Below are 11,898 nucleotides of genomic sequence, written 5' to 3'. Positions count from 1 at the left end.
GGCGCGGGGCGGCGGGAGAGCGCCGTGCGCCGGGGTGGGCCCGCCCCCTCCCGGGCGCCCCCGGACCGGGCTCACCCGGGCAGCAGCCGCTGGAACAGCCCCCAGGTGAATTCGGCGACACGGCGTTCGCCCGTCCCCGGCGCGGTGATCGCGAGCGCCCACCGGGTCGGCGCACCGCCCTCCATCGGACGAGCCGGCGGGAAGGCCCGCGCCACCTCGTCCACCGTGGCCGACCAGGGACGCAGATCCTCGACCGCGCGCAGCTCGGGGCCCGCCGCCCCCGCCGCCCTGACCAGCCACTCGTTCCACACGGCCCCGTTCGGAGCGACCATCACCTCGAACCGCAGCTCCGGCCAGAGCGGCACCGGCCACCGCAGCGCGTCGCACTCCAGATCGCCGAGCCGACGGCGCGCCGCCGACTCGGGCTCGCCCAGCACCGAACGGTAGCGGCGCAGCGCGCCCCGTCCCCGGGGCGCCCGCACCATGGCCTGCCAACGGCGGTTCGCCTCCCGCATCTCGGCGGTCGAGGCGCCAAGCTCCCGCCGTGCCTCCTCGACGAGATCGGGCTGATGGTCGGCCATCCGGCGCAACAGGACGAGCTGGAACTCACGGGGACCGAACGGGATCGGCGTGTTCATGGGGTCGACGATGCCACGGTCACGGGGCCCGCCTCGCCCAGCATCCGCCGCAGCAGGTCCCGCAGCATCGTCCGGTCCGCGTCCGACAGCTCGGCCAGCGGCTCCCGCGCGAAGGTGAGCGAGCCGCGCAGCTCCCGTGCCGTGCGCGTGCCCCGCTCCGTCGGGGCGGCCAGCTTCACCCGGCGGTCGGCCGGATCAGGGCGGCGCTCCACCAGACCGCGCGACTCCAGCCGGTCGACGATCCCGGTGACGTTCGACGGCTCGCACTTCAGCTTCTGGGCGATCCGGCGCATCGGCATCGGCTCCAGGGCGAGCAGCCCGAGGACGCGCGCCTGGGCCCCGGTGAGCGAGTGGGCGGCCGCGGCCTCGCCGTACTCCTCGTAGTAGCGCGCCACGACGGTGCCGATGAGCTCGACGACTTCGAGGGTCAGAGGGTCTGAACGGGTGGTGGCCATGGGGTCCAGGATAGCCGGTTACTTGACAACCTGAAATATTTAGGAGCATCGTTGTTTCACGTTCTGAAGTAATTTCGCTCCCGTGGCCCACCGGCCCCGGGACGAAGCCTTCCCCATCCCGTGAGGCATTGAGGAGAACCCGAGCCCATGTCCGCAGCACTTCCCACGACCGGCCGTGAATGGCACCTCGTCGCCCGTCCGCACGGCTGGCCGAAGGCCGAGGACCTCGCGCTGCGGGAGGCCCCGGTCGCCGCTCCCGGCGAGGGCCGCGTCCTCGTCCGCAATCTGTACTTCTCGGTCGACCCGTACATGAGGGGCCGGATGAACGACGTGAAGTCGTACACCCCGCCCTTCGCGCTCGACCGCCCCATGGACGGCGGCGCGGTCGGCGAGGTCATCGCCTCGGACGCGCCGGGCTTCGCGGTCGGCGACCACGTGCTGCACGGCCTCGGCTGGCGGGAGTACGCGGAGGTCCCGGCGAAGCACGCGGTGAAGGTCGACCCGTCGCTCGCCCCGCTCTCCGCCTACCTGGGCGTGCTCGGCATGCCCGGCCTCACCGCGTACGCGGGACTCTTCGAGGTCGCCTCGTTCAAGCCGGGCGACGCCGTGTTCGTGTCCGGCGCGGCCGGCGCGGTGGGCAGCCAGGTCGGGCAGATGGCGCGGATCAAGGGCGCCTCGCGGGTCATCGGCTCGGCCGGTTCCGCCGAGAAGGTGCGGCTCCTCGTGGAGGAGTACGGCTTCGACGTGGCCTTCAACTACAAGGACGGCCCGGTCGACGAACAGCTGCGCCGGGCCGCTCCCGACGGCATCGACGTCTACTTCGACAACGTCGGCGGCGAGCACCTGGAGGCGGCGATCGCCTCCCTCCACGTGCACGGCCGGGTCACCGCCTGCGGCATGATCGCCCAGTACAACGCCACCGAGCCGACCCCCGCCCCGCGCAACCTCGCCCTGATCATCGGCAAGCGGCTGCGCATCCAGGGCATGCTCGTGCGCGACCACGACGAGCTCCAGCCGCGGTTCGTCGAGGACGTCGCCGGATGGCTGGCCTCGGGCGAACTGAAGTACCGCGAGACCGTCGTCGAGGGCATCGAGAACGGCTTCGACGCCTTTCTCGGCCTGCTGCGCGGCGAGAACACCGGAAAGATGATCGTTTCCCTCGTCTGACGGGCGCTCCGGCGCACCCGGCAGGCACGGGCCATGCCATGAGGGCATCGGGCTCGATCCGGACCGCCGCGATCGTGGGCGCGAGTCGCGGCGCACAGCAGGAGGAATCCTCGGAATGACCATGCACGACATCAACGTTCTCTACACCGCCGTCGCCACCGCCGAGAACGGCCGCGACGGCCGGGTCTCGTCCGACGACGGCAACCTCGACGTCGTCGTCAACCCGCCCAGGTCCATGGGCGGGAGCGGCGCGGGCACCAACCCGGAGCAGCTCTTCGCCGCCGGCTACAGCGCCTGCTTCCAGGGCGCGCTCGGCGTCGTGGCCCGTCAGGAGAAGGCCGACATCTCCGGCTCCACGGTGACCGCCGCGGTGTCCATCGGCAAGACCGACGAGGGCGGCTTCGGCCTGGAGGTCGCGATCACCGCGTCCATCCCCAACGTCGACGCGGCGACGGCGCGTTCGCTCGTCGAGAAGGCCCACCAGGTGTGCCCGTACTCGAACGCGACGCGCGGCAACATCAAGGTGGACCTGTCGGTCGCCTGACCCCGCCGGACGGCCGTGCGTGACGGCCGGTACGACGGGCGGGCCGCCCTCCCGGGCGGGGGTGCGGCCCGTCCGTCCACCAGTACGCTGACGCCATGCGTGATCTCGGGGCGGGTTTCGGTTACTTGGTGGCGGGGCAGCGATGGGTCGGCCGGCACGGCCGCTGGTTCGGGTTCGGACTGCTGCCCGGACTCATCACCCTCGTCCTGTACGCCGCGGCCCTGGTCGGTCTCGGCTACGGCGCCGACGACCTGGTGGCGTGGGCGACCCCGTTCGCCGACGACTGGTCCTCGCCGTGGCTCGGGCTGCTCCGCAACACCCTGACCGTGCTGGTCTTCGCCTTCGGTCTCTTCCTCGCCGTGATCACGTTCACCGCCGTGACGCTGCTGGTCGGCCAGCCCTTCTACGAGTCCCTGTCCGAGGAGGTCGACCGCACGGAGGGCGGTGACGTCCCCGAGTCCGGGCTGCCGCTGTGGCGGGACCTGTGGATCTCCGCCGTCGACAGCGTCCGGATCCTGGTGCGGGTGGGGCTGTACTCGCTGCTGCTGTTCGCCTTCGGGTTCGTGCCGGTGATCGGGCAGACCGTGGTCCCGGTGATCGGCTTCTGCGTCACCGGCTACTTCCTCTCCGAGGAGCTCACGTCCGTCGCGCTCCAGCGGCGCGGCATGGTCCTGAAGGACCGGCTCGTCCTGCTGCGCGGCCGCCGCATGCTGGCCCTCGGCTTCGGCGTGCCGTTGGGGCTGGCCTTCCTCGTCCCGTTCGTCGCCGTGTTCCTGATGCCGGGCGCCGTCGCCGGGGCCACCCTGCTGGTGCGGGACCTGGTGGCGCCCGAGGACGACGGCGACGGCGAGGGCGGCGCGGACGGGGAGCGGAACGCGGACGGGGGCGCGGGCCCCGGAGCCGCGGGGGCGGCCCCCGCCCCGTACACCCCCGGCCGGGGCTGACGGGGGAGGGCCGCCCGGGCCGCCGTTCCGGTCCGGCCGGCCGGACCGGACCCGCCCGGGGCACCACCCCGGGCCGGTCAGGCGGTGTGCACCTCCAGCGCGGTCCTGACCGCCGACTCCAGGGCCCCCTCGATCCAGGCGGGCTTCACCGAGGTGTGGCAGCCCGCGAAGTGCAGCGGGCCCTCGACGGACCGCACGTGGGAGAGCAGTTCGGTGTGCTGGCCCGGGAGCAGCACCGACGCCTCGCCGTACGCGTACGGGTCGCGCATCCACGACTGGGTGGCGCCGACGCCCGTGTAGAAGACCTCGACGCGCTGCCCGTACACGTCCTGGACGCCGCCCAGCGCGTGCGGGTAGCGCTCGTCGTCGTCCAGGGAGTCCCACTTCAGCGCGTCGTCGGCCCAGCTGTACGAGGCGAGGACCACGCCGCCCGCGCTGCCCTCGACCGGGTGCGACGGCTGGAAGACGAAGCGGTTGGGGTTGTCGGTGACCGATCCGCCGCCGATGACGTGCGCCGCCTCGGGCTGGTTGCGGGCGGTGGCCCGGTACGCCGCGTAGTGCACCTTCTGGTTGGGCGGGAGGTGGCCGGAGGGCACCGACGGGTGGGCGCCCAGCAGCGAGCCGTCGGCCGGTGCCCTCCCCAGCCGGTAGGCGTCGTACAGACCGGGCCTGATCCGGTCCAGCTCCCTCTTCCAGTCCTTCTCCTCGAACTCCCACCAGCGGCGGCTGAATTCGAGCAGCACCTTGGTCGCCGCGTCGTAGTGGATCTCGGTGATCGCGCGCCGTTTCCCGTACGACAGCAGGGGGCTGACGGGGATGTGGCGCAGCCCGGAGAACGGCACGGTGACGATGGCCCGGTCGCCGGTGAACGTCTCGCGCACCAGTGGTCTGCCGTCCCGGCCCTCGGAGATCGTCTCGATCCGGACACCGTTCTTCCCGTGGCTGATCCGGGTGGCCCGGCGGTCCAGCCGCACCAGGTCCCTGACCTTCTCGTACATCGCGTCGGCGAGCGTGCCGGTGCCGCCCGGCAGTTCGAAGAACGCCGTGTCCGGGCTGATCAGCGACGCCCCGATGAAGCTGTGCACGAAGGAGAGGTGGAGGCGCGAGGTGAGGTTCTCGACCGTGCCGACGAGGTCGACGGTGCGCTCGTCGAGCTTGGCCGCCTCGGTCAGGAAGCGGAACATCGACCAGTGCCCGTAGCGCTGGACGACCCGCGCCCAGCCCTCGACGAGGGCACGGCCCTCCTTGCCCTCGAACTCCTTCCGTACGGGCGCGAACGCCTCCCGCAGGATCGTGGCGGCGGGCTTGTCCTCGAAGGGCGCCGGGACGCCGAACGAGCGGTTGATCGCGCGTGGCCGGGCCGCGTAGTCCGCCTTGCGCATCCGGATGCCGTTGACGCTGATCCAGGTGTGGTTGACCGGGCGGCCCCCGGCGTCGACGTCGACCAGATAGAAGCGGCGGCGCTTCAGCCCGAGCCCGTCGATGAGCCCGGTGACCAGCGGGTGGCTGTCCGGGATCCGCATCGCGCCGGCCTCGGCGTACTGCTTCGGGTCGGCGAACGGTGCCCTCGCGTGCTCGTGGCCGCCCCGGCGGAACGTTTTGACACGGCCGCCGACGCGGTTGCCGTTCGCCTCGATCACGGTGACGGTGTGCCCGGCCTCGCGGAGCAGCCGGGCGGCGGTCAGCCCGGCCGGGCCCGCGCCGACGACCAGCACCTTCTTGGGGGGCTTGCGGCCGCGCGGCAGACCCTTGGACAGCAGGACGTCCTTGTAGTGCGGGATCAGCGACCGGTCGTCCTCGCCCCGCACCAGGATGGCGCGGGCGACGTCCAGGCAGGTGGCCCAGTCCGATCCGGCCGCCGCGGGCGCGAGCGCGGTGCCGGATGCGGCGTCCACGGCGGCGGGAGCGGCGGCACTCGCGGGACCGGCGGCCGCGGCGAGCGCGGCGGCGCCGGCCGCGGCACCCGCGATCACACGGCGGCGGGAGGGCGGCTCGGACGACGGGTCGCAGGCGCGCCCGGAGGGCAGGCCGGAGGAGGGACCGGTGGATTCGGAAGTCATGCGCCCACCCTGGTCCGTCCACGGTTCGACCCTCGTCCAGACGCGCGTAGACCGCCCAGGAAATCACTCGGTGGTGTGGCTCAACTCCCATGTGACAGTGGCGACTTGAAGCTTCGTGCTAGTGCTGCGCCCGGCGAGGTTCACCGGCTCGCGACGCCCGGCACGGCACCTCGCCGCGTTGTCGCATCACCCGAGTACGTCCAGTACACGGGTGATACTCCGCCTTGCGATGCACCGCACCGGACGCCGCGAGCTTCCCGGCAAACCTTTCCGGCCACAGCGCTAGCGCGGGGAAGGGGGCTGGCGCGGGGAGGGGCGGGGCGGCCGGGTGCCCTCCTTCCCGCCCGGTCTCCTCGGACGCAGCAGCGCCAGGAAGTCCCGGAACGCGGCGGGCATGTCCACGGTGTCCGGATCCAGCAGCCACTGGTACTGGAGCCCGTCCATCACCGCCAACAGCAGCGGCGCCGCGCGCTCGGGCGTCAGCCCGCCCGGCAGTCGCTCGCCGAACTCCGCGCGCAGCATCGCCGCCATGGTCGCGCGGGCCTGCGTGTAGCGGACGGTGAAGAACTCCCGGGCCGGGTGGCCCTCCGTCACGCTCTCGCCGAGCAGTGCCGAGAACGTCTGGACGATCCCGGGTCGCATCGCGTTGTACTCCACGAGCGAGTCCAGCAGTTCGGTCCGCCAGGTGCCATTGCTGCGGGTGGTGCCGCCGGGGTCCCACTGGTCGCGCTCCTCCAGTACGGCGATGAGCAGCGCCTCCTTGGTCGGGAAGTAGTGCAGCAGCCCCTGCTGGCTGAGGCCGACCCGCTCGGCGACGGCGTTCAGCGAGGCGCCGCGGTATCCGCGCTGGGCGATCACCTCGAACGCGGCACGGAGAATCTCCGCCCGCCGCCCCGCGCTCCTGGCCCGCGCCATCGCCCCGGCCCCTTTCGGTACTGCGTCCGTCCCCGGCACCCGTTGCGGACATCCGTGCCGATATGTCCGCCCCGGCGCGCCGGTCCCGTCCCGAGGACCGTACGCCATTCCCGTACATTACGGAAAAGTAACGAAACCTACTGCTCAACCGGTCGGCGGGTCAGGATGGAAAACGGCACTATCAGGACATCGACGAGAGGTACGGCCGTGGCAGACGCGTCCGCCCCCATCCACCCCGACGCGGCCCGGGAGGCCGCGGTCGAGAAGGCGCTGGCCGCCCTCGGCCTCGACGACAAGACCCGGCTGCTGGCCGGACAGGACATGTGGTCGCTGCCCGCGCTCCCCGCCGTCGGGCTGCGCTCCCTGGTGATGTCCGACGGGCCCATCGGCGTCCGGGGGGTCGCCTGGAGCGCCGACGACCCGTCCGTCGCACTGCCCTCGCCCACCGCGCTCGCCGCGACCTGGGACCCGGACCTCGCCCGCCGGGCCGGCCGGCTGCTCGCCCAGGAGGCCCACCGCAAGGGGGTGCACGTCCTCCTCGCCCCGACCGTGAACCTCCACCGGTCCCCGCTCGGCGGGCGCCACTTCGAGGCGTACAGCGAGGACCCGTACCTCACCGGCGAGATCGGCACCGGTTACGTGCGCGGCGTGCAGGACGGCGGCGTCGGCACCACCGTCAAGCACTTCGTCGCCAACGACGCCGAGACCGACCGCTTCACCGTCGACAACGTCGTCTCCCCGCGCGCCCTGCGCGAGATCTACCTCGCCCCGTTCGAACGCATCGTCAAGAACGCCCACCCGTGGGGCATCATGTCCGCCTACAACCAGGTCAACGGCTCCACCATGACCGAGCACCGCTACCTCCAGAACGCGGTGCTGCGCGGCGAATGGGGCTTCGACGGCTACATCGTCTCCGACTGGCTGGCCGCCCGCTCCACCGTCGCCGCCGTCCGCGGCGGACTCGACGTCGCCATGCCGGGGCCGAAGACCGTGTACGGCAAGGCGCTGGCCGACGCCGTACGGGCCGGGGAGGTCGAGGAGTCCGTCGTCGACGGGGCGGTGCGCAACGTACTGCGGCTCGCCGCCCGCGTCGGCGTCCTGGACGGCGCGCCGCCCGCCGTCGCCCCGGCCGACCGGCCCGAGCCCGTCGACGGGGACGCGCTGGCCCGCGAGATCGCCCGCCGCTCCTTCGTCCTGGTGCGCAACGAGCCCGTCGCGAGCACCGGCCGCGCCGCGCTGCCCCTCGACCCGGCGGCCGTCCGCAAGGTGGCGCTCAGCGGGGCGCTCGCCCGGGACGCCCGGGTCCTCGGCGGCGGCTCCGCCCAGGTCTTCCCGCACCATGTCGTCCCACCGCTGGACGGCCTCGCCGCCGCCCTTCCCGCGGGCGTCCTCGACTACCGGGTCGGCGCGGACCCGAACGACGAACTCGTCCCCGCCGAGAAGGGTTTCCAGCTCAGGGCCGTGTGCTACGACGCCTCCGGCACCGTCCTCGGCACGGCCCCGCTGCACGACGGCACCGTGCAGTGGATCGGCGACGACCTCCCCCGGGGCGTCACCCGCGAGACGCTGCACAGCGTCGAGATCACCGGCACCTTCGTCCCGCGCGACAGCGGCGAGCACGTCTTCGGCACCCGCGGCACCGGGGCGTTCCGCCTCACCGTCGCGGGCGAGACCCTGTACGACGAGGTCCACCGGGTCACCGGCTCCGCCGACCCCGGCGAGGCGTTCTTCGGCAACCCGCTGGAGCGCGGCCGGACCGTCCTCACCGCGGGCGAGCCCGTCGAGGTCTCGCTGCGGCAGGTCCCCGACACCCTGGGCGACGACGCGGCCATCCCCGGCGTCTCGTTCTCCTTCTGCCACCTCGGCCCGCGCCGCGAACCGGCCGAACTGATCGCCGAGGCCGTCGAGGCGGCCCGAACGGCGGACGCGGCGGTCGTCGTCGTCGGCACCACCGAACGCGTCGAGTCCGAGGGCTTCGACCGCACCTCCCTGAAGCTCCCCGGCCACCAGGACGACCTGGTCAGGGCCTTGGCCGCGGTCAACCCGCACACGGTCGTGATCGTCAACTCGGGTTCCCCGGTCGAGCTCCCGTGGCGCGACGAGGTCGCCGCGGTGCTGCTCGGCTGGTTCCCCGGCCAGGAGGCCGGCCACGCCCTGGCCGACGTGCTGCTCGGCGCCGAGGAGCCGGGCGGGCGCCTGCCCACCACCTGGCCCGTCGCGCTCGCCGACGTCCCGGTCTCGAACACCACCCCCACCGACGGCGAACTCCACTACGACGAGGGCGTCTTCGTCGGCTACCGGGCCTGGGACCGGGCCGGGACCGCGCCCGCGTACCCGTTCGGCCACGGGCTCGGCTACACCACCTGGGAGTACGAGGGCCTGACGGCCGCCCCGGAGCGCGTCACCGTCCGCCTCCGCAACACCGGCACCCGCCCCGGCGCCGAGACCGTCCAGGTCTACGTCGCCCCGCACCGCCGCACCGCCGACCGCCCCGCCCGCCGGCTCGCCGGTTTCGCACGCGCCGAGGCCGCGCCGGGCGAGTCGGTCGAGGTGGTGATCCCGGTCGACCGGCGCGCGTACGAGATCTGGGACGAGGAGGCGTACGACTGGCACTTCGTCCCCGGCAGGTACGAGGTGCGGGCGGCCCACTCCCTCGACGACGTACGCCTGACGGCCGCCGTGGACATCGACGCGTAGCGGAACCCGTTCCGGCGCGCCCGCGCTCCGCGGTCCCGGTGCGCGGGCCCGCAGGACCGCTCCCGTCCGCGCGAGGAGTGGCCCCGGAGCGGTACCCGGCCCCGCTGCGGGGCCCAGGGCCAGCCGACAGGCTCTCAGCGCACTCCGAACCCGTACACCGTCGTCGACACGAACTCCTCGCCGGGCCGCAGCACCGTGCTCGGGAACCCGGGCCGGTTCGGGGAGTCCGGGAAGTGCTGCGTCTCCAGCGCGATCCCGGCGCACGGCCCGAACGGCCGCCCGTCGAAGTGGTCGGCCGTGTACAGCTGGAGCCCCGGCTCCGTCGTGGTGACGGTCAGGAAGCGGCCCGACCCCGGGGCGTACAGCTCGGCCGCCGGACCCGCGCCGGGTTCGTCCAGCACGAAGTTGTGGTCGTAGCCGGGCCCGAGCGTCTTCGGCTCGCGGAAGTCGAACCGCGTCCCGTCCACCGGCAGGAACTCGCCCGTCGGCAGCGACTCGCCGTCCACGGGCGTGATCCGCCCGGCCGCGATCCGCAGCACCTGTCCCAGCGCGTCGCCGCTCCCGGCGCCGCCGGCCTCGGCGTCCGTGCCCGCCTCCGCGACCGCGGCCGGGCCGACGCCCGCGAGGTTCCAGTACGTGTGATTCGTCAGGTTCAGCACGGTCGGGGCGTCCGTCGTCGCCCGGTACGTGATCCGCAGCGCCCCGCCCTCGTCCAGGGTGTAAGCCGCCGAGACCGTCAGGCGCCCCGGGAAGCCCTCCTCGCCGTCCGCCGAGACCAGGGAGAGCTCCACACCCTCGGAGACCTCCCACGCCCGCCACACGCGCTTGTCGAAGCCCCTGGCGCCGCCGTGCACATGATTGCGCCCCTCGTTGCGCGTGAGCCGGTGCGTGCGCCCGTCCAGTTCGAAACACGCCCCGCCGATCCGGTTCGCGTACCGCCCGACCAGCGCGCCCATGTACGGACCGGGGAACGCCTCGTACCCGGCGGGATCCGGCAGCCCGAGCGCCACCTCCGCCCGCACCCCGTCCCGGTCGGGCACCTCCACCGACTGCACGATGCCGCCGTACGTCAGCACGCGTACCCGCGTGCCGTCCCGCTCCAGCGTCCAGCGGTGCACGACGGCGCCGTCCGCCAAGGTGCCGAACTCCTCCGCACGGACCACCGTGCCCGAACTCGTGTCCATGATCGCCAACCTTAGAGCCTGTCGGGTGACCTCTGACCGGGCGGCCACGCCCTGGCACGCACGCTTCCGGCGTTGCCGGAATGCCCTCGTAGCTCCTTCCCCAAGCTCTCAAGGAGCAGGGGAGACCCCATCCGAAGACATCCCGGCGCCTTGGAATCGCACGCACCATGCCGCGTCCGCTTTCCGATCGAAGGTCACCCGACAGGCTCTTAGAGGGCCCGGCGCGAGGACCGCCGCCCGCGCGCCCGCCCGGCGCACGTGCCCGTCCCGCACACCCTCCCGAGCACCTGTCCGGCCCCGCCCCCTCCGCCGGGCTCAGGCCGGGGGCCGCTCCGCCGTGACGTTCCGGTACGCGATCTCCGCCAGCCGGGCCTGCCCGTCGCGCCCGGGATGGAACCAGTCCCACTGGCTCAGCTGCGCCCCGGTGAACGGGTACGCGAAGACCGCCCCGCCGTCGTGGCGGCACCGCGTGTCCTTCGCGCAGACGTCCCGCAGCACCTCGTTGTACGCCACGACGCGCTTCTGCACCGAGGCCCGCCTGGCCACGGCCTCCGCGCCCATGTCGTCCGGGTCGCTCAGCATCGACCGGCAGACCCCCAGGCTCCAGATCCGCTTGACCAGATCCTTGTCCCGCCCCGTCGACCAGAGCCGCATGAGATCCGGCACGCTCGACACATACACCTGCGCCTTGGGCGCCCCGGCGCGCAACTGGCGCATCGCCGTCTCGAAAGAAGAACGAAAATCGGCCACCGGCGTCATGTACCGGACCGAGTCCCGGCAGGCGTCGTTGGCGCCGATCATCACCGTCACCAGCTCCGGCTTCTCCTTCGCGGCCAGCGCCATCTGCTCCGGCAGCTCCGCGATCCTGGCCCCCGTCCGGGCGTGGTTCCAACTGCGCGCGGCGGCCTCCGGCTCACCGAGCAGCCGCACCGCGAGACTGCGCACCATGTTGTCCGTGCCGGTGGCCCAGGAGACCTCCGGACAGTCCGTCAGCACCGAACAGGCGTCGAAGCCGCGCGTGATGGAATCCCCGACGGCGGCCAGCGACTTCGGGCTGCGGTCCCAGACCGGACCGGCCGCCGGCGGCTTCCGCTTCCCGGCCGCCGCCCCCTCCGCCGTGCCGTCCCCGTCGGAGTCGCAGCCCGACAGCACGGCGGAGCCCAGCACCGCGACCGCCGCCAGGACGGCGGTCGCGATCCGCGGGCGGCGACGGGCGGAACGGTCCTGCATGCTGTGGTCCCCTCGGTCGTGCCCCCGGCATTCCCTGGTGGCACCGGGTGGCGGGCCCGGGTGC

General features: G+C 73.3%; 10 protein-coding genes. 4 read left to right on the top strand and 6 right to left on the bottom strand.

Annotated features, from left to right (window positions below):
- Positions 1–71: 71 nt before the first annotated feature.
- Positions 72–638 (bottom strand): hypothetical protein, encoded by a 567-nt coding sequence (locus AB0E67_RS09040; protein ID WP_362022930.1) that lies wholly within the window; start codon positions 636–638, stop codon positions 72–74.
- Positions 635–1,093 carry a MarR family transcriptional regulator gene (locus AB0E67_RS09035; RefSeq protein WP_362022927.1) on the bottom strand — a complete coding sequence of 153 codons (459 nt, stop codon included), beginning with the start codon at positions 1,091–1,093 and terminating at the stop codon, positions 635–637. The genes AB0E67_RS09040 and AB0E67_RS09035 overlap by 4 nt, the downstream gene beginning before the upstream one ends.
- A 147-nt stretch (positions 1,094–1,240) precedes the next feature.
- Between AB0E67_RS09035 and AB0E67_RS09030 the strand changes: the two genes are divergently transcribed.
- The 3 genes from AB0E67_RS09030 (at position 1,241) to AB0E67_RS09020 (ending at position 3,748) form a co-directional block, all read left to right on the top strand.
- A complete protein-coding gene (locus tag AB0E67_RS09030) occupies positions 1,241–2,260 on the top strand; it encodes an NADP-dependent oxidoreductase (protein ID WP_362022924.1) in 1,020 nt (339 codons plus the stop codon).
- A 115-nt stretch (positions 2,261–2,375) separates the two neighbouring features.
- Positions 2,376–2,804 carry an organic hydroperoxide resistance protein gene (locus AB0E67_RS09025; protein ID WP_362022921.1) on the top strand — a complete coding sequence of 143 codons (429 nt, stop codon included), beginning with the start codon at positions 2,376–2,378 and terminating at the stop codon, positions 2,802–2,804.
- Positions 2,805–2,899: 95 nt separating this feature from the next.
- Positions 2,900–3,748: an EI24 domain-containing protein gene (locus tag AB0E67_RS09020; RefSeq protein WP_362022918.1), complete on the top strand. Its 849-nt coding sequence runs from the start codon at positions 2,900–2,902 to the stop codon at positions 3,746–3,748.
- A gap of 77 nt (positions 3,749–3,825) precedes the next feature.
- On the opposite strand, the gene AB0E67_RS09015 is transcribed toward AB0E67_RS09020, so the two are convergent.
- Both AB0E67_RS09015 and AB0E67_RS09010 read right to left on the bottom strand, forming a co-directional pair.
- The gene (locus tag AB0E67_RS09015) at positions 3,826–5,808 is read right to left on the bottom strand and encodes an FAD-dependent oxidoreductase (protein ID WP_362022916.1); all 1,983 of its coding nucleotides are present in this window, start codon (positions 5,806–5,808) and stop codon (positions 3,826–3,828) included.
- Positions 5,809–6,090: 282 nt separating this feature from the next.
- Complete coding sequence (locus AB0E67_RS09010) at positions 6,091–6,723, bottom strand: TetR/AcrR family transcriptional regulator (protein WP_362022913.1); 633 nt, start codon at positions 6,721–6,723, stop codon at positions 6,091–6,093.
- Positions 6,724–6,930: 207 nt separating this feature from the next.
- Between AB0E67_RS09010 and AB0E67_RS09005 the strand changes: the two genes are divergently transcribed.
- The gene (locus AB0E67_RS09005; RefSeq protein WP_362022910.1) at positions 6,931–9,420 is read left to right on the top strand and encodes a glycoside hydrolase family 3 C-terminal domain-containing protein; all 2,490 of its coding nucleotides are present in this window, start codon (positions 6,931–6,933) and stop codon (positions 9,418–9,420) included.
- 134 nt (positions 9,421–9,554) lie between these two features.
- Here AB0E67_RS09005 and AB0E67_RS09000 read toward each other — a convergent pair whose 3' ends face one another.
- Both AB0E67_RS09000 and AB0E67_RS08995 read right to left on the bottom strand, forming a co-directional pair.
- A complete protein-coding gene (locus AB0E67_RS09000; protein WP_362022907.1) occupies positions 9,555–10,604 on the bottom strand; it encodes an aldose epimerase family protein in 1,050 nt (349 codons plus the stop codon).
- Positions 10,605–10,919: 315 nt separating this feature from the next.
- Positions 10,920–11,834, bottom strand: coding sequence for an SGNH/GDSL hydrolase family protein (locus AB0E67_RS08995; RefSeq protein ID WP_362022904.1), 915 nt, complete (start codon positions 11,832–11,834; stop codon positions 10,920–10,922).
- Between the last annotated feature and the right edge of the window lie 64 nt (positions 11,835–11,898).

This window comes from Streptomyces sp. NPDC032161, assembly GCF_040636995.1.
Classification (GTDB): domain Bacteria; phylum Actinomycetota; class Actinomycetes; order Streptomycetales; family Streptomycetaceae; genus Streptomyces.
Note: the sequence above shows the minus strand (reverse complement) of the source record. Positions and strands in the feature narration are given on the sequence as shown.

Bases quoted from the DNA above. Each gene is read 5' to 3' on its own strand.
- AB0E67_RS09035 (WP_362022927.1), bottom strand. From the start codon at position 1,093: ATGGCCACCACCCGTTCAGACCCTCTGACCCTCGAAGTCGTCGAGCTC.
- AB0E67_RS09010 (WP_362022913.1), bottom strand. From the start codon at position 6,723: ATGGCGCGGGCCAGGAGCGCGGGGCGGCGGGCGGAGATTCTCCGTGCC.
- AB0E67_RS09040 (WP_362022930.1), bottom strand. From the start codon at position 638: ATGAACACGCCGATCCCGTTCGGTCCCCGTGAGTTCCAGCTCGTCCTG.
- AB0E67_RS09025 (WP_362022921.1), top strand. From the start codon at position 2,376: ATGACCATGCACGACATCAACGTTCTCTACACCGCCGTCGCCACCGCC.
- AB0E67_RS09020 (WP_362022918.1), top strand. From the start codon at position 2,900: ATGCGTGATCTCGGGGCGGGTTTCGGTTACTTGGTGGCGGGGCAGCGA.
- AB0E67_RS09000 (WP_362022907.1), bottom strand. From the start codon at position 10,604: ATGGACACGAGTTCGGGCACGGTGGTCCGTGCGGAGGAGTTCGGCACC.
- AB0E67_RS08995 (WP_362022904.1), bottom strand. From the start codon at position 11,834: ATGCAGGACCGTTCCGCCCGTCGCCGCCCGCGGATCGCGACCGCCGTC.
- AB0E67_RS09030 (WP_362022924.1), top strand. From the start codon at position 1,241: ATGTCCGCAGCACTTCCCACGACCGGCCGTGAATGGCACCTCGTCGCC.
- AB0E67_RS09015 (WP_362022916.1), bottom strand. From the start codon at position 5,808: ATGACTTCCGAATCCACCGGTCCCTCCTCCGGCCTGCCCTCCGGGCGC.